Raw genomic sequence first — 16560 nt, 5'->3', positions numbered from 1 at the left:
GGCCGGGGTGCCGCGGAGATCGTGCGATTCGACGCGCGGCCGAGGGACTACGCCGCGACGTCCTTGGCGGCACGCCGACGCGCGCGCCGGGCCAGCACCATGTCGATGCCGACCCCGATGCCCACGGCCACCACGATCGACACGATCACCGCGACCACCGGCCCGCCCGGGACGATCGCGGCCACGACCGCACCGATCACCGCTTGGTACGCGGCCCACGCCAGGGCCGCCGCGGCGGCGACACCGAGGTAGCGCGCCGGATTCACCCGCGACGCACCCGCCGCGAGGTTCACCGCGAGTCGGGCGAACGGCACGAACCGCGCGGTGAACAGCACGACCGCGGCGTTGCGCTCGAGCCGCGCCCGTGCCCATTCCAACGCGCCGCGCACGCGCGGACCGCGCATCCAGCGCCACCGCTCGACGCCGACCGCGCGCCCCACGAGGTAGCAGCACAGGTCGCCGCAGAAGGCCGCCGCCCCCGCGACGAGGATCACCGCGAAGAGCGGAGGAGTGCCGTTCGCGACGGCCAGGGCTCCGAAGGCGGTGACGGCCGCCTCACCCGGGATCACGACGAGGAACGCGTCCGCGAAGACGAGGAGAGCCATCGCCGGAAGCGCCCACGGGCTCGCCGCGACGCCTGCGAGCCACGCGTCGATCCCGTCCATCACGTCACTCTCCGCCGCCGATCGGGACGCGATGCCGTCCAGGCGGTGACCCCGCGCGGATCATCCGGTGAACATCGCGAACGTCGGGCCAGGATCGACGCCCCCGCAGGTCCGCGGGTCCCACCCTGGAGGCGTGAGAGTCGCGCTGCTGGCCGAATCCTTCCTCCCGCACATGAACGGGGTCACCGGTTCCGTTCTCCATGTCCTGCGCCATCTGGCGGAGGCGGGCCACGAGACGCTCGTGATCGCCCCCAAATCCGGCGATGTGACCGCCGACCTCCACGGCGCCCGCGCCGAGCTGCTGCGTTCGGTTCCGCTGCCGTCGTACCCCGAGGTCCGCGTGGTGTTCGCCCGTGCGGCGCGCCTGGGCGGTCTGCTGCGGGAGTTCCGCCCCGACGTCGTGCACCTGGCATCCCCGTTCGTGCTCGGCTGGCAGGGGCTCGCCGCCGCCGAGGCGTTGAAGATCCCCTCGGTCGCCGTCTACCAGACCGACGTCATCGCGTACGCCCAGAAGTACGGCCTGCCGCACGCGACCGCCCTCGTCGCGGGGCACGTCACGCGGCTGCACCGCCGGGCGACGCTCACTCTCGCGCCCTCGTCGGCGTCGATGCGTCAGCTCGAGGGGCTCGGCGTCGACCGCGTGCGCCGGTGGGGCCGGGGAGTGGATGCCGTGCGCTTCGCCCCCGAGCACCGCGACGAGGCCTGGCGCGCCGCGGTCGCGCCGGGAGGGGAGCGCATCGTCGGTTACGTCGGCCGACTCGCCCCCGAGAAGCAGGTCGACGACCTGCGGGCGCTCGCCGATCTGCCCGGGACGCGTCTGGTCGTCGTCGGCGACGGCCCGTCGCGTCCCGCGCTGGAGAAGGCGATTCCGGATGCCGTGTTCACCGGTCACCTCTCGGGTTCGGCGTTGGCGTCGACGATGGCGGGGTTCGACGTGTTCGTGCACCCCGGTGAGAGCGAGACCTTCGGGCAGACGATCCAGGAGGCGCTCGCCAGTGGCGTCCCGGTGGTCGCGACCGGCGTCGGCGGTCCCGTCGACCTCGTCCGCTCCAGCGTCGACGGCTGGCTGTACCGACCGGGCGACCTCGACGACCTGCGCGCACGCGTGGCCGACCTCGTCGGCGACGAGTCGAAGCGGCAGGCGTTCGCACGCGCGGCCCGGGATGCCGTGGCCGGACGCACGTGGGAGGCCCTGACGCACGATCTGGTCGGGCACTACCGCGAGGCCGCGGCGTTGAGGACGATGGACGAGGGCATGCTCGTGCGCGGGGGGCAACGGCCCGAGGTCCCGGCGCCGCGGGCGCGCGGGCGCTGGACGCGCTATGTCGCCCTGGGCGACTCGCTGACCGAGGGACTGTGCGACGCATCGCGCATGCCGTCGGGACAGTTCCGCGGGTGGGCCGACCGCCTCGCCGAACTGCTCGCGCACACGAGCGACGAGGGCCCGTTCCGGTACGCGAACCTCGCCGTGCGCAGCCGGCGGGTGCGGCACCTCATCGACGAGCAGATCCCGGCCGCCCTCGCCCTGCGACCCGACCTCGTCTCGATCCTCATCGGCGCCAACGACCTGGTCGGTCCCGCGCCGGTGATCCCGGCGCTCGTGGCCGAGGTCGAGTCCGCCGTTCGCGCCGTGCGTCGCACCGGCGCCGACGTGCTCCTGGTGACGACGTTCCTGCCCCGGCGGGCGGCCGCGCGTATCTTCGCTCGCCGTTTCGCCGCCTACAACGTGGAGCTGCGTCGCATCGCCCGTGCGCACGGCGCGATCCTGCTCGACTTGGAAGCGGTCGCCGAGATCGGCGAACTGCCGCTGTGGGCCGATGACCTCGTGCACCTGCGCTCGCGGGGTCACCGCCTGGTGGCCTATCGCGCGGCCGAGGCGCTGGGCGTGCCGGACGCCGGAGAGCTGTCCGACCTCGACGAAGCGCTGCACGCCGACGACGACGTGCCCCAGCGCGGGTGGCTGACCCGCGACGCCCTGCCCTGGGTGTGGCGTCGAGTTCGCGGGCGCACCGCCGGCGACGGCATCCTCCCCAAGCACGACGGGTACGTCGAGCTGCCCACGCGCGGCGACCGCCAGCGTCAGCGCACGACGTCCTGATCGCCGTCGTGGGTGCCCAGATCACGTGGTCTGGCCGAACGGGCACGGCGTGGACGGTCACGAGGCGTGACCTCGACCAGATCACGTGATCTGGCGACTCAGTACCAGCCGGTGGACTCGGAGTGCGCCCACGCGCCGCACGGGGAGCCGTAGCGGGACTTGATGTAGGACAGGCCCCAGGCGATCTGCGTCGCGGCGTTCGTCCGCCAATCGGGACCAGCGGCGGCCATCTTGTCTCCGGGAAGAGCCTGGGGGATGCCATAGGCACCGCTCCACGGATTCAGAGCGTCCGCTCGCCAGCCGGATTCCCGGTTCCACAGCGACACCAGGCACGAGAACTGATCGTCGCCCCAGCCGTAACCGCCGATCGCACCGCGGGCGTAGTCGCGCGCGGCCCCGGGGCTCATCGTCGGCCCCGCCGGCGCGGTCGACCCGCCGCTGCCGCTGCCGTTGCCGTTGCCTGAGCCGTTGCCGGAGCCTGAGCCGTTGCCTGAGCCGCCCGTCGACCCGCCGCCGCCGCCCGCCGATCCGCCGGAGCCTGAGCCGCCGCCGCCGGCCGCTCCGCCGCCCGTCGCCCCGCCGCCCGTGGCCCCGCCACCCGTCGACCCCCCGCCGTTCGAGGACCCGCCGCCCGTCGCCCCGCCCGGCTCGGCGGCCTGCGCCGCGGTCTGCTGCGCCAGGCGAGCGGCTCGTTCCTGGGCGGCCGTGGTCTCGCGCAGCGCCGCCAGTCGGGCGAAGAGCCGGTCGAGTTCCGCCTGCGTCGCCGTCACCGTCGCCGCCTCGGCGTCGGACTGCCTCTGGGACTCGGCCGCCGTGGTCTCGGCCTCCGCGGCGCGGCGCGCCGCCTCCGCACGTGCCCGTTCGGCTTGCGCGCGGAGGGACTCGGCGACGTCGGCGGTGCTCCGCGCCTCGCCCGCGGTGCGGACGGTGACCGTCGTCACGCGATCGAGGATGCCGAGGCGCTCCAGCAGCGAGTCCGGATCGGCCGCGGTCAACAGCTGCGCGACGAGGGGACCCCCTGAGGTCGTGCGGTACAGCCGGGCGACGCTGGCTCCCGCGCGGGTGATCGCCTCGGTGCGAGCGGCGTCGGCCGCGTCGCTCTGCGCGGTGAGCGCGTCGGCGCGCGCCGCCGTGAGCTCGGCGGTCTGGCGGGCCCGCTCGGCCGCGGCCGAGGCGTCGAGGGCGCGACGCGAGGCGGCGGAGGCCGCGGTCTCGGCGGCATCCAGTGCCTGTTGAACCTCACGGACGGCGGGATCGTCGTCGCCGGCCGCGGCGACGTGGACCGGCGCGGCCACCGCACCGGTCACCGGCGTGATCACGAGGACCGCGCTCATCAGCGCGCACGCGAGAAGCGTGTGACGCGTGAGACGGCTGAGGCCCATGAGGCAAAGGTACGGTACGCCCTCGGAACGAACCAGCCGAGCAACCCTCGCCCTGATAGGCTTTCGCAGGGTGCCGCCATGGCATCCGCTCAACTCAAGATGAGCTCACGGAGCAGGCCGGCAGACGCTGGTCCCCTGTGGTGGACTCCCCGTCGTGACGCCGGGTGGTCGTCTACTGGTGGCCAGTCGCCGGGATTTCCGGGTCGATGCGTCGACGCGCCCTTTCTGCCTGTTCCTGCTCCTTCGCATGTCAGCTCGTCGCCCACACGGGGCGACGAGCCTAAACAAAGAAGGAGGGACCTCTTGGAAGGTCCAGAAATCACCGCCGCTGAAGCCGTTCTCGACAACGGCCGTTTCGGCACCCGTACCGTCCGCTTCGAAACCGGTCGTCTCGCGCAGCAGGCGCAGGGCGCTGTCGCGGCGTACCTCGACGAAGAGACCATGCTTCTCTCGGCCACCAGCGCCGGCAAGCACCCGCGTGAAGGCTTCGACTTCTTCCCGCTGACCGTCGACGTCGAAGAGCGCTCGTACGCCGCGGGCAAGATCCCCGGCTCGTTCTTCCGTCGCGAGGGCCGCCCCTCGACCGAGGCCATCCTCGTGTGCCGTCTCATCGACCGCCCGCTGCGCCCGTCGTTCGTCGACGGCCTCCGCAACGAGGTGCAGATCGTCGTGACCGTGCTCTCGATCGCTCCGGGCGAGTTCTACGACGCCCTCGCCATCAACGCCGCCTCGCTGTCGACCCAGATCTCGGGTCTGCCGTTCTCGGGCCCCATCGCCGGTGTGCGCCTCGCGCTCATCCCCGGGCAGGGCGAGCACGCCGACCAGTGGGTCGCGTTCCCGACCGTCACCCAGCTCGAGGACGCCGTCTTCGACCTGATCGTCGCGGGCCGCGTGCTCGACGACGGCGACGTCGCCATCATGATGGTGGAGGCCGAGGCGACCGAGGGCAGCTGGAACCTCATCAAGGGCGGCGCCACCAAGCCGAACGAGCAGGTCGTGGCCGAGGGCCTCGAGGCCGCCAAGCCGTTCCTCCGCCAGCTGGTCGACGCGCAGAACGAGGTCGCCCGCACGGCGGCCAAGGAGATCCAGTCGTTCCCCGTGTTCCCGGCCTACAGCCAGGAGACCTACGACTTCGTCGCCGGTCGCGCCTACGACCGCCTCGTGCCGGTGTACCAGATCGCCGACAAGCAGGACCGCCAGAACGCCGACGACGAGGTCAAGACCTCCGTCAAGGAGCAGCTCCTCGCCGCCGTCGAGTCGGGTGAACTGCCCGCCGTCGCGACGCTCGAGTTCAACGCCGCGTACAAGTCGGTCACGAAGACCATCGTCCGCGGTCGCATCCTCGCCGAGGGCGTCCGCATGGACGGCCGTGGTCTGGCCGACATCCGCCCGCTCGACGCCGAGGTGCAGGTCATTCCTCGCGTCCACGGCTCGGCGATCTTCCAGCGCGGTGAGACGCAGATCCTCGGCGTCACCACGCTGAACATGCTCAAGATGGAGCAGCAGATCGACTCGCTGTCGCCCATCACGAGCAAGCGCTACATGCACCACTACAACTTCCCGCCGTATTCGACCGGTGAGACCGGTCGTGTGGGCAGCCCCAAGCGTCGCGAGATCGGGCACGGCTTCCTCGCCGAGCGCGCCCTCGTGCCGGTGCTGCCCAGCCGCGAGGAGTTCCCGTACGCCATCCGTCAGGTCTCCGAGGCCCTCGGGTCCAACGGCTCGACCTCGATGGGTTCCGTCTGCGCGTCGACCCTGTCGCTGCTGAACGCGGGCGTGCCGCTGCGCGCCCCCGTCGCCGGTATCGCCATGGGTCTGGTCACCGACGAGGTCGACGGCCAGACGCGCTACGCCGCGCTGACCGACATCCTCGGCGCCGAAGACGCTCTGGGTGACATGGACTTCAAGGTCGCCGGCACGAGCGAGTTCATCACCGCGATCCAGCTCGACACCAAGCTCGACGGCATCCCGTCGTCGGTCCTGGCGGCGGCGCTCACCCAGGCGAAGGAGGCTCGTCTGACGATCCTCAACGTCCTGAACTCCGCGATCGATGCTCCCGACGAGATGGCGCCCACCGCGCCGCGAGTCATCAGCGTGCAGATCCCGGTCGACAAGATCGGTGAGCTCATCGGGCCCAAGGGCAAGACGATCAACTCGATCCAGGACGAGACCGGTGCGCAGATCTCGATCGAGGACGACGGCACCGTCTACATCGGCGCAACGGACGGCCCCTCGGCCGAGGCCGCCCGCGCCCAGGTCAACGCGATCGCCAACCCCACCAACCCCGAGGTCGGCGAGCAGTTCCTCGGCACGGTCGTGAAGATCGCGACCTTCGGTGCGTTCATCTCGCTCCTCCCCGGCAAGGACGGCCTGCTGCACGTCAGCGAGGTGCGCAAGCTCGCCGGTGGCAAGCGTGTCGAGAACGTCGAGGACGTCCTGTCCGTCGGCCGCAAGATCCTGGTGCGCATCACCAAGATCGACGACCGCGGCAAGCTGTCGCTCGAGCCCGTGATCGACGAGGCCACCGAGACGACCGAGCCCGCGGACACGCAGAGCTCGGCCGCCGCGAGCGAGGGCCCCGAGGCTCCCGCCGAAGGCTGATCCCGCTCTCACCGGATGCCCGTCCCGCCGTGTGCGGGGCGGGCATCCGTGCTTTCCCGCCGCCGGAGCTCGCGTGCCCGGGTGACGGCAAGCGTTATGCAATGTTTATCGCTGAGCCGTGGGATTCGGCGGCCGCGGTCCGGTCAGGCCCTACCCTCGAACTACGCGTCGGGGGCGTAGCGGGCGCCGCCGGTGTCCCATCTCCGGCGCAGCACGAGGGGAAGCCCATGAGCGGCTCGGGCGTCGACGAGACGGCCTCGCCGCGCCTGCGTCGTGACCGGGTGGCGCACCCGTCGGCTCCCGTGTCGCACCCGTCGGCTCCCGTGACGCTGCAGGGTCCGGGTCTCGGATCGCACGTGCGCGTGCCGCTCGGCGAGACCGGGTTCGACGTGTTCCCCGTCTTTCTGGGGGGCGGCGAGTTCGGGTGGAACGTCGACGCCGCGACCAGTCACGAGATCCTCGACACCTACGTCGAACTCGGCGGCAACGCGATCCACACCGCCGACAGCTACGCCGCCGGGCGCAGCGAGCACATCATCGGGTCGTGGATGCGTTCGCGGCGGACCCGCGACGACACGGTGCTCGCGGTGCGTATCGGTCGGCATCCCGACAACCCCGGGCTCGGATCTACTAACCTCGTCCGCGCTGTCGAGGCGTCGCTCAGCCGCCTGGGCACCGACCGCATCGACGTGCTCTCGCTCGACGCCGTACGCGGTGATTCCGCGGTGCTCGAGGACACCCTCGCCACGTGCGAGTGGCTGGTCGACAGCGGCAAGGTGCGCGCGATCGGCGCGTGCGGCTACACGGCGTCACAGCTGGTCGAGGCTCGCATCCTCTCCTCGGCGGGGTACCCGCGCGTCACGGTGCTGGACGTGCCCTACAACGTGCTGCGCCGCGACGAGTTCGACGGCGATCTGCGGCTCATCACTTCGGCGCAGGGGATCGCCGTCACGCCATCGCATCCCCTCGCGCACGGCTTCCTCGCCGGCGAGACCCGCACCCGCGGTCAGCAGGCCAGCTCGGTACGCGGGTCCCAGCTCGCGGTGAACCTGAACCGCCGCGGCTCCCGCGTGCTGCGCGCCCTCGACGTGATCGGCGAAGAGCTGGGGGTGGAGGATGCCGCGGTCGCGATGGCGTGGCTGCTCGCGCAGAAGGCGGTCACGGCCCCGATCGTCAACGCCTTCGCGCCGCGCCACGTGGTGGAGTGCATGCGCGCGGTCGGCGTACGGCTCAGTCGCGCGCAGCTGTCGGACATCGCCCGCGCGGCCGAGTGATCCACCCCCGTGTCGGGGGCGTGACGTAGGCTGGAAGTGTTCGGCGGGGGGTCCGCACACTGACGACGAGGTGAGTTGACGTGACGCACTACATCTACCTGGTGCGCCATGGCGAGCACCAGGATGCCGAGCACGGGCTCACAGACGGCCCCCTCTCGCCCCGCGGCCAGCGCCAGGCTGCGCTGCTCGCCGACCGGCTCTCCGGGCTGCCGCTGGATGCCGTGTGGCACTCGCCGCTCGAGCGCGCTGCGCAGACCGCGCGCGCCGTCGCCGAGCGTCTGCCGTCGGTGTCGCCCGAGGCATCCGCCCTGCTGTTCGACTGCGTCCCGACGGGCATGACGCCCGAGACCCCCGCGGCGTACGAGCCGTTCTTCGGCTCCGTGACCGAGGCGGAGGTCGAGGCGGGGCGCGCGCAGATGGAAGACGCCACGGCCGAGTTCCTCGCGCGCAAGACCGGCGAGGTGCACGAGTTGCTCATCACGCACAACTTCGTCATCGCGTGGTTCGTCCGCGAGGTACTGCAGGCCCCCGAGTGGCGCTGGATGACGATCAACCAGGCCTACTGCGGGCTGACCGTCATCGCGCAGAAGAAGGGCCGACCCTGGACGGTCCTGTCGCACAACGACCTGGCCCACTTGCCGGTCGAGCTGCGCACCGGGCTCGTGGATCCGCTGCCGGTCTGAGATGCCGACGGCGTCGCGCGGCGGACCGTATGTGCCCGTCGTCGGGTGCCTGGCTCTGGGCGGCAGCGTCACCGGAGCCCTGGTCTGCGCGGTCCTCTTCGGCTTCCTGATCCCGCCCGACCGCGGCGAAGAGGGCGTGGTGTGGGTCCTGCCGTTCTACGGAGCCTTCGCCGGTTTCGTCGCCGTGCTGCCGGCGGTGCTCGGGTTCTGGGTCGCACTCCTGCTGTGGACAAGGTCTCGACAGCGATCGGTCGCCTCCCGCGCGGCGGTGGCGACCGCCTCCGCGGCGGGGACGGCATTCGTCTTCTGGCTCGCCGTCGTGACGGCGGCGACCGGGGGCTACGGCGTCGTGCTCGGCCTCTTCTTCGGCGGACTGACCGCGGTGGTCACGGTGGCGATCGTCGGCCCGGTGACCGTTCGGGCCGCGCGACGGAACGACCGCGCCGGCGCTGAGCGCGAGGCCGGCTTTGCTCGGGTCGACGTGCATCCGCACCGTCCCTGAGCGATCCGGGGCCACCGCGAGGTACGGTCATCTCCCGTGGTGAGAGCGGATCAGCGCGCCGCCGTGTCCCCTCGCGTCGCGAGGACGAAACCCTGCGCATACTTCGCGTGCGGTGTCCCGAGCGACCGTGTCGCGACTGTCGGAGACCGTGGTCAACTCCGGTGGAGCGGCAGCTGGCCCTCCTCCTGCAGCGCCTGCCGGTGCGCGGACAGCGCGGAGCGCACGGCGGTATAGATGATGAACCACAGGATCAGGCAGCCGATGAGGAACGATGCGGCGGCGATGATCCACGTGAGGGTGGTGGTTTCCTCGAGAGTCATGTCTCGGACGCTAGCGGAACGCGCGGTCCGCGCCCTGGTCCGTGCTCCCGGCTACGGCCGCGCGCCTTCTCTTCGGCCGGAGGCACGTCGGCGTTCATCCCGATCGGCATCCGTCTCGCCGTCGCGAGCGAAGACACCCGCGGTGCCGATGATCTGGAAGCTCTCCATCGACCCGGCTCTGCTCGGGCAGGGGATCGGCGCGCGGATGCTCGACACCGTCCGTGCCTTCCCGTCACCGGATGCCACCCGGGTCGGCATCGAGCACGTGACGGGTGGATGTGGGCGCCGGGCGGTTGTCCGAGCAGGAGGAGTTTCCCCTCGACCGCGTTGACGAGGAGGCGTCTGGAGACCCGCGCGAGAGCGTCACCTCATGCGTGAAGGCGATGAGGCGAGCGGGACGGCATCCCGGGCGGCTTCCAGCACCGGTTTCGCTGGCCAGGAGCGATCCTCGGGGCCGCCTCCGAGGCGACGCCCGCTCAGAGCACCTTGCCATACCACCTGGTCGCGTTGACATTGTCGTTGTACGCCGGGATCGCTTCGAAACCCGACCGCGCGTAGAGCCCGCCCGCCGCCTCCAGCGTGTGGTGCGTGTCGAGCACGAGTTCTGCCGCTCCGCGCTCGCGCGCCCGGCGTTCGAGGTCGTCGAGGAGCAGACGGCCCCACCCGCGACCGCGCCCGATGTCGCGCACGAACAGGTGCTTGACCTCGTCGCGCGGGCCGTGCGGTCCGTCGTCGATCCGCCGGATGCCGCCGCACCCGGCGGGGCGGCCTTCGTCGTCGTCGAGCACGACGAACACACCGGCCGGTTCGACGAACGTCGCGGGGGAGGGGAACGTCGTGCGGTATCCGCCGCCCGGGAAGATGGCGGCGCGCACGGCGAAGTACTCCTCGAGCAGCGCGTGAGCATCGGGGGCGTCAACGGGGGAGATGCGAATCGAAGCCACGGGTCGATGCTAGGCGAGGCCGGACGGCGCGTCTGTGGACAGGACCGGTCGGGAGGTGGCGCCGCCGCCTAGGCTGGCAGCATGACCACACGCGTTGCCATCGTGGGCGGAACCGGAAAGCTCGGCGGAGTCATCCGCGAGGTCGTCGAGGCCGAAGAGGGGTACGAGGTCTCCGCGGTGCTCGGCCCGCGCTCCGATCTCGGCGAGCTCGACGGTGCCGACCTGGTGATCGACGCGTCGACTCCCGCGGTCTCGATCGACGTCGTGCGCGCGGCCATCGAGCGCGGGATCAACGTGCTCGTCGGCACCTCGGGATGGTCGAACGAGCGCATCGCGCTGGTCCGCCCCCTCGTGGATGCCAGTGGCACGGGTGTCGTCTTCATCCCCAACTTCTCGCTGGGATCCGTGATCGGTAGCGCACTGGCGGCCGCGGCCGCCCCCTTCTTCCCCTCCATCGAGATCATCGAGGCGCACCGCGAGTCGAAGGTGGACTCACCCAGCGGCACCGCCGTCCGCACGGCCGAGCTCATCGCCGCCGCGCGCGAGAAGGTCGGTCCGGTCCGCTCGCCGCACGTCGACCAGCGCGCCCGCGGCCAGCAGGTCGCGTCTGTCCCGATCCACTCGCTGCGTCGTCCGGGAGTCGTCGCGAAGCAAGAGACCGTGCTGTCCGGGCCGGGGGAGTCGCTCACGCTCGTCCACGACACGATCGACCCGGCCACGGCCTATGCCCCCGGCATCCGCATCGCGATGGCCGCGGCCCGTGAGGCGCGCGGAGTGATCGTCGGTCTCGACAGCTTCATCGACATCGGCGTGCGTACGCGCCCGGCGCGCGACGAAGCGCCCGTCGCCGACGGCGCGGTCTCGGGCCAGGTCGCGGGCGCCACCAGCGCATGAAGACGCGCGCCGCCGTCGCGGTCATGACGGTGCTGCTGCTGCTGTACATCGTGCTGGCCGGTCAGCGCGCCGTCGTGCTGCTGTCCAGCGGCGAGGGCGTCGGTATCGCGATGGGGGTTGCGCTGATCGTGCTGCCGATCATCGCGCTGTGGGCCATCGGCCGTGAGCTGTGGTTCGGGGTGCGTGCTCAGAAGCTGGGCGAGATCCTGGATGCCGAGGGCGCCCTGCCCGACGAAGAGATCGATGTGCGACCGAGCGGGCGCGCGACGCGCGACGATGCCGACGCCCTCTTCCCCTCCTACCGCGCCGCCGCGGAGGCGCATCCCGACGATTGGCGGTCCTGGTACCGCCTCGGCCTCGCATACGACGCGGCCGGCGACCGGCGACGCGCTCGCGAAGCCGTCCGTCGGGCGATCGCGCTCGAGGCCGTCGACCGCCGCGCGGCCTGAGCCGGCGCGGCCGCACGACCGCGCGGCGCGTTCCCGGCCGCCGCCTGAGGCCGCCCCACCCCGCTCAGCGCGCGGCGGGGACGGCAGAGGCCACGGCATCCTCCACGGTCTCGTGCGTGAAGGTGAAGCCGTCGTCCTGCAGGACCGACGGGCGCACGTCGGCGTCCGAGGCCAGCAGCGCTTCGGTCGCATCGCGGCCGAGCGCGAGCTTGACGCCCCACACCGGGGCGCGGAGCGCATAGGGGCGGTTCATCCGGCGCGCGAGCGCGAAACCGAGGTCGTTCGCCGTGGCGCGCGCGGGTCCGGTGAGGTTGACGGGGCCGTCGAGGTCGGAGTCGATGACGTGACGGATGGCGCGCACCTCGTCGTCGAGCGTGATCCAGGGCCACACCTGGGTGCCGCGGCCGATCGGGCCCGAGACGCCGAGCTTCGTCAGGAGCAGCAGCGGCTTGAGGACACCGCGCTCGTGGACGATCGGGGCGGTGCGCAGCAGGGCGACGCGGGCGCGCGACCCTGCCCCGCGCGCGGCCGTCTCCCACTCTCCGCAGATGTCGGCGAGGAAGCCCTCGCCACGGGCGGACGCCTCGGTGAGCACCGCCCCGGGCTGAGACCCGTAGTAGCCGGTCGCCGAGGCGTTCACGAGCGCGGGGGCGTCGTCGCCGAGCTCCCGGATCGCGGTGGCGAGAGTGCGCGTGGGCGTGATCCGCGACCACAGCAGTGTGCTCTTGTAGGAGCGCGTCCAGGGGAAGCGGCCGATCGTCGCGCCGTTGAGGCACACGACGGCGTCGGCGCCGGCCAGCACGTCCGGGTCGAGGGGAGCAGCATCCTGGAGCCACTGCACCTCGTGCGGGCCGGTGGGCTCGTGACGGACGAGGGACGTGACCTCGATGCCGTCGGCGCGCAGCGCCTCGGTCAGGGCCGAGCCGATGAGACCCGACGCGCCGCTGAGGACGACGCGTCGGGTCGAGGACTCAGGCAAGCGTGGCCTCGAGGGTGATGTCGATTCCTGCCAGCGCCTGCGAGACGGGGCAGTTCGCCTTGGCGTCGTTCGCGATCTTCTCGAACGTGGCGGCGTCGATGCCGGGGACGACCGCGTTCACGTTCAGGTGGCTGCCGGTGATGCCGGTGCCCGGCTTGAAGGTGACGGAGGCGGTCGCATCGATCGACTGCGGCGGGGTGCCGTTCTCGGCGAGGGCGTTGGACAGCGCCATGCTGAAGCACGACGAGTGTGCGCCGGCGAGGAGCTCCTCGGGTGTGGTGACCGAAGCGGAGCCTTCGCTGCGCGCCTTCCAGTTCACGTCGAACGTGCCGATCCCCGACGACGTGAAGGTCACTTCGCCCGATCCCTCGAACAGGCTGCCCTTCCAGGCGGTGGTGGCTTCGCTCGTGACGGTCATTCGAACCTCCCGGTTTCCGACGCAGCCCTCATGGCTGCGGCGTTGGCCAGCCTAGCCAGGGGGTCCGACCCGCCGAGGGTCTTGACAGGCGACGCGGGGGAGAGGCTCAGGCGGCAGAGGGGCGCCGACGCCCGACGAGGCCCGCGCGCTGCAGCAGCAGGTAGAGCTGGCATCCCAGGCACAGTCCGAAGACGGCGTTGAGGAACGCCGCGACGAAGGCCATCGCCGCGGCGATCGGGAGAGCCCACGGCACGCCGAAGAGGTGCAGCAGGAGGCCAACGGCGGTCACGAACAGGCCGACGCCCTGCGCGAACCGCGGCGGACGCGGGTCCTCGAACTCGGTGGGCGGCGCGAGTCGCGGCTGCACCACGCGGCGGAAGAGCACACCCCACGGAGCGGTGCGCGGCGAGACGACACCCCACACGAACAGCAGGGCGATCACGAGCAGCAGCAGGAACCCGGGGTCGACGACGCGCGCCCACAAGGGAGCAGTCGACACGGCCCATTCCTCGGGGCGATAGACCGCGTCCGCGAGCGGCTGGTAGGCGAACCACCCGAAGGAGCGGGAGCGCTGCGTCGAGATCCCGACGAGCGACAGGAACGTCGCGATCAACAGCAGAACGGCGGTGAGGGATGCCGCGAACCGCGGTCCTCGGACATCGATGCGCTGGACCTCAGGCACGGGTGGTCTCCTCTTGCAGGCGGCTGAGCTCGAGTTCCACGACCGCGCGACCGGGCGTGCCCCCGAAACGGGTGCGGATCGCACCGTGGCGGTCGAGGACCAGGGTGGTGGGGGTCTGAAGAACGCGGAAGTGCTGGGCGATGTCGGGGCGGTGGGTGAGGTCGACGTCGAGATGCCGTACGCCCTCGCGGCCGTCGGCGACCTCCGACAGCATGCGGTGCACGCCGGGGCACCGCGAGCACATCTCGGTGCTGAACTGCAGCAGCGTGGCTTCCTCGCCGAGTGCGTCCGCACCGAGGCGGCGCGGGTCGACGATCTCGGCGGAGTCCACGGTGCGGGCGCGGCCCTGGGTGAGGCGGAAGACGACGCCGGCGACCGCTGCCAGCACGACGAGCGCGGCGACGGCGAAGAGAGCGATGGTCAGGTCCACGACCGACAACGCTAACGCGCCCGGGAGCGCCAGGGGCCGATGAGTCGCCCCATGACGCCTCCGCTCAGCGTTTGCCCGGCCCGCGTCCAGGTGGCGCCTCCTCCCCAGCGGGCCCGGCGCCGGGATCGTTCCCCCGGCGCACTCCGGCGCGCGGGACCCGCGGGTATCGTGAAGGCCGTGACCGCCGACATCCCCACCCCCTACGAAGACCTGCTCCGCGACGTCCTCGAGACGGGCGTCCACAAGTCGGATCGCACCGGCACCGGCACCACGAGCGTGTTCGGGCGGCAGATCCGCTTCGACCTGGCCGCCGGCTTCCCCCTCGTGACGACCAAGCGCGTCCACATGAAGTCGATCGTCTACGAACTGCTGTGGTTCCTTCGCGGCGAATCCAATGTGGGGTGGCTGCAGCAGCACGGCGTGAGCATCTGGGACGAGTGGGCGGATGCCGAGGGCGAACTCGGCCCCGTGTACGGCGTGCAATGGCGCTCCTGGCCCACCGCGGACGGCGGCGCGATCGACCAGATCTCGCAGGTGATCGACCAGATCCGCCGCGATCCCGACTCCCGTCGGCTCATCGTGTCGGCCTGGAACCCCGCCGACATCCCCGACATGGCGTTGGCTCCGTGTCACGCCCTGTTCCAGTTCTACGTCGCCGACGGCAAGCTCTCGTGCCAGCTGTATCAGCGCAGCGCCGACATGTTCCTCGGCGTCCCCTTCAACATCGCGTCCTACGCCCTGCTGACGCTCATGATCGCGCAGCAGACGGGGCTCGAGCCCGGCGAGTTCGTCTGGACCGGCGGCGACTGCCACGTCTACGACAACCACCGTGCGCAGGTCGAGGAGCAGCTCTCCCGCGACCCCTTCCCGTACCCGACCCTCCGGTTCGCCCGGAAGCCCGCCTCGGTCTTCGACTACACCTACGACGACATCGTGATCGACGACTACCAGCACCACCCGGCCATCCGGGCGGCCGTCGCGGTATGACGACCCTCGGACTCGTCTGGGCGCAGTCGCGCGCTGGCGTCATCGGCGCGGGCGGCGGCATGCCGTGGCACGTCCCCGAAGACCTCGCCCACTTCCGCGCCGTGACGGGGGAGTCCGACGTCGTCATGGGCCGGCGCACGTGGGAGTCGCTCCCGCCGCGCTTCCGGCCCCTTCCGGGGCGTCGCAACATCGTGGTGTCGCGGACGAGTGGAGGGGATGCCGAAGGCGCCGAGCGGGTGGACTCTCTCGATGCCGCCCTGCAGAGCGCCGACACCGACCGGGTGTGGGTGATCGGCGGGGGGCGCCTCTACGCCGACGCGATCACCCACGCCGACGTGCTCGAGGTCACGCAGCTCGATCTCGACGTCGACGGAGACACCGTGGCGCCGAGCCTGGACGGCTGGACACGGATCGCCGCCGACCCGAGCGACGGATGGCACGTCTCGCGGACCGGCATCCGCTACCGGTTCGAGACCTACGTGCCCGAGGGCCGGGAGTGACGCGGACCGCGCTCGTCACCGGCGCGAGCTCGGGCCTCGGCGCCGAGTTCGCGCGCCAGCTCGCCGCCCGCGGCGCGGACGTGATCCTCGTGGCGCGCGACCGCGCCGCGCTCGCCGCGGTGGCCGACGGCATCCGCTCGACGTGCGGATCGAACGTCGAAGTGCTCGCGGCAGACCTCCTCGACGCCGACGACCTCAGAGCGGTCGAGGCCCGGGTGGCCGCGGGCGTGGACCTGCTCGTCAACAACGCCGGCTTCGGGCTGAATCTGTCCTTCGAGGCCAACGACATCGCCGACGAGGTGCGCCACCTGCGGCTGCACGTCGAGGTCGCGATGCGATTGACCCACGCGGCGTTGCCGGCCATGCTCGCGCGCGGCGAGGGACGGATCGTCAACGTCGCCTCTGTCGCCGGGTTCGTCCCGCGCGGCACATACGGCGCCGTCAAGGGCTGGCTCATCTCCCTCAGCCGCTGGGCGAACGTCGCCTACGCACCGCACGGCGTGACGGTCACCGCCGTCTGCCCGGGATTCGTCCACACGAACTTCCATGAGCGGCTGGGCCTCCCGCCCGGCCAGGAGGGCGTTCCGCCCGGGATGTGGCTCGACGCCGAGACGGTCGTGCGCGAGGGACTGCGCGACGCGGCACGCGGTCGTGCAGTGTCGATCCCGTCCTGGAGATACAAGCTGCTCGTGGCCGCCTCGCGCGTTCTGCCCGACCGGGTGGTCGTGCGCGCGGCGGCGCGGGGGCGCTGA

18 protein-coding genes are annotated in these 16560 nt (G+C 71.8%); 10 read left to right on the top strand and 8 right to left on the bottom strand.

Features of this window, described 5'->3' with window-relative positions; all coding sequences use genetic code 11:
* Positions 1-47: 47 nt before the first annotated feature.
* Positions 48-665, bottom strand: coding sequence for a DedA family protein (locus AC3E6M_RS13655; protein ID WP_138177995.1), 618 nt, complete (start codon positions 663-665; stop codon positions 48-50).
* A gap of 133 nt (positions 666-798) precedes the next feature.
* On the opposite strand from AC3E6M_RS13655, the gene AC3E6M_RS13650 reads away from it, so the two are divergent.
* The gene (locus tag AC3E6M_RS13650; RefSeq protein WP_138177997.1) at positions 799-2763 is read left to right on the top strand and encodes a GDSL-type esterase/lipase family protein; all 1965 of its coding nucleotides are present in this window, start codon (positions 799-801) and stop codon (positions 2761-2763) included.
* A 98-nt stretch (positions 2764-2861) separates the two neighbouring features.
* Here the strand turns inward: AC3E6M_RS13650 and AC3E6M_RS13645 are convergent, their stop codons facing one another.
* Positions 2862-4145 (bottom strand): coiled-coil domain-containing protein, encoded by a 1284-nt coding sequence (locus AC3E6M_RS13645; RefSeq protein WP_490530227.1) that lies wholly within the window; start codon positions 4143-4145, stop codon positions 2862-2864.
* 303 nt (positions 4146-4448) lie between these two features.
* Between AC3E6M_RS13645 and AC3E6M_RS13640 the strand changes: the two genes are divergently transcribed.
* The 4 genes from AC3E6M_RS13640 to AC3E6M_RS13625 all read left to right on the top strand — a co-directional run bounded on the left by AC3E6M_RS13640 (position 4449) and on the right by AC3E6M_RS13625 (position 9205).
* Complete coding sequence (locus AC3E6M_RS13640) at positions 4449-6746, top strand: polyribonucleotide nucleotidyltransferase (protein WP_490530226.1); 2298 nt, start codon at positions 4449-4451, stop codon at positions 6744-6746.
* Positions 6747-6973: 227 nt separating this feature from the next.
* Positions 6974-8020 carry an aldo/keto reductase gene (locus tag AC3E6M_RS13635; RefSeq protein ID WP_138176851.1) on the top strand — a complete coding sequence of 349 codons (1047 nt, stop codon included), beginning with the start codon at positions 6974-6976 and terminating at the stop codon, positions 8018-8020.
* A gap of 80 nt (positions 8021-8100) precedes the next feature.
* Entirely contained in the window at positions 8101-8703 is a 603-nt protein-coding gene (locus tag AC3E6M_RS13630; RefSeq protein ID WP_138176848.1) for a histidine phosphatase family protein, read from the top strand.
* Positions 8704-8734: 31 nt separating this feature from the next.
* Positions 8735-9205, top strand: coding sequence for a hypothetical protein (locus AC3E6M_RS13625; protein WP_490530225.1), 471 nt, complete (start codon positions 8735-8737; stop codon positions 9203-9205).
* A 152-nt stretch (positions 9206-9357) separates the two neighbouring features.
* Here the strand turns inward: AC3E6M_RS13625 and AC3E6M_RS13620 are convergent, their stop codons facing one another.
* Entirely contained in the window at positions 9358-9525 is a 168-nt protein-coding gene (locus AC3E6M_RS13620; protein ID WP_490530224.1) for a hypothetical protein, read from the bottom strand.
* Between the two features lie 476 nt (positions 9526-10001).
* A complete protein-coding gene (locus AC3E6M_RS13615; RefSeq protein WP_138176842.1) occupies positions 10002-10469 on the bottom strand; it encodes a GNAT family N-acetyltransferase in 468 nt (155 codons plus the stop codon).
* An 81-nt stretch (positions 10470-10550) separates the two neighbouring features.
* Here AC3E6M_RS13615 and dapB point away from each other — a divergent pair, with 81 nt between their 5' ends.
* Positions 10551-11363 (top strand): 4-hydroxy-tetrahydrodipicolinate reductase, encoded by an 813-nt coding sequence (dapB, locus tag AC3E6M_RS13610; protein ID WP_490530223.1) that lies wholly within the window; start codon positions 10551-10553, stop codon positions 11361-11363.
* A complete protein-coding gene (locus AC3E6M_RS13605) occupies positions 11360-11812 on the top strand; it encodes a hypothetical protein (protein WP_490530222.1) in 453 nt (150 codons plus the stop codon). Before dapB ends, AC3E6M_RS13605 begins: the two co-directional genes overlap by 4 nt.
* Before the next feature lie 64 nt (positions 11813-11876).
* Here AC3E6M_RS13605 and AC3E6M_RS13600 read toward each other — a convergent pair whose 3' ends face one another.
* The 4 genes from AC3E6M_RS13600 to AC3E6M_RS13585 form a co-directional block, all read right to left on the bottom strand.
* Positions 11877-12791 carry a TIGR01777 family oxidoreductase gene (locus AC3E6M_RS13600; protein WP_490530221.1) on the bottom strand — a complete coding sequence of 305 codons (915 nt, stop codon included), beginning with the start codon at positions 12789-12791 and terminating at the stop codon, positions 11877-11879.
* Positions 12784-13209: an OsmC family peroxiredoxin gene (locus AC3E6M_RS13595; protein WP_138176830.1), complete on the bottom strand. Its 426-nt coding sequence runs from the start codon at positions 13207-13209 to the stop codon at positions 12784-12786. The genes AC3E6M_RS13600 and AC3E6M_RS13595 overlap by 8 nt, the downstream gene beginning before the upstream one ends.
* Positions 13210-13315: 106 nt before the next feature.
* The gene (locus tag AC3E6M_RS13590; protein WP_490530220.1) at positions 13316-13891 is read right to left on the bottom strand and encodes a DUF4395 domain-containing protein; all 576 of its coding nucleotides are present in this window, start codon (positions 13889-13891) and stop codon (positions 13316-13318) included.
* A complete protein-coding gene (locus tag AC3E6M_RS13585; RefSeq protein WP_138176824.1) occupies positions 13884-14321 on the bottom strand; it encodes a TlpA family protein disulfide reductase in 438 nt (145 codons plus the stop codon). The genes AC3E6M_RS13590 and AC3E6M_RS13585 overlap by 8 nt, the downstream gene beginning before the upstream one ends.
* Before the next feature lie 177 nt (positions 14322-14498).
* On the opposite strand from AC3E6M_RS13585, the gene AC3E6M_RS13580 reads away from it, so the two are divergent.
* Genes AC3E6M_RS13580 through AC3E6M_RS13570 form a run of 3 tightly spaced genes read left to right on the top strand, consistent with a single transcriptional unit; the run spans position 14499 to position 16560 of the window.
* On the top strand, positions 14499-15308 hold the full coding sequence (locus tag AC3E6M_RS13580) for a thymidylate synthase (protein ID WP_490530219.1): 810 nt from the start codon (positions 14499-14501) through the stop codon (positions 15306-15308).
* Positions 15305-15808: a dihydrofolate reductase gene (locus AC3E6M_RS13575; protein WP_138176818.1), complete on the top strand. Its 504-nt coding sequence runs from the start codon at positions 15305-15307 to the stop codon at positions 15806-15808. Before AC3E6M_RS13580 ends, AC3E6M_RS13575 begins: the two co-directional genes overlap by 4 nt.
* The gene (locus tag AC3E6M_RS13570) at positions 15805-16560 is read left to right on the top strand and encodes an SDR family NAD(P)-dependent oxidoreductase (RefSeq protein WP_490530218.1); all 756 of its coding nucleotides are present in this window, start codon (positions 15805-15807) and stop codon (positions 16558-16560) included. The genes AC3E6M_RS13575 and AC3E6M_RS13570 overlap by 4 nt, the downstream gene beginning before the upstream one ends.

Source organism: Microbacterium sp. SCPM-O-B-15248 (M128) (genome assembly GCF_058214835.1).
Note: the sequence above shows the minus strand (reverse complement) of the source record. Positions and strands in the feature narration are given on the sequence as shown.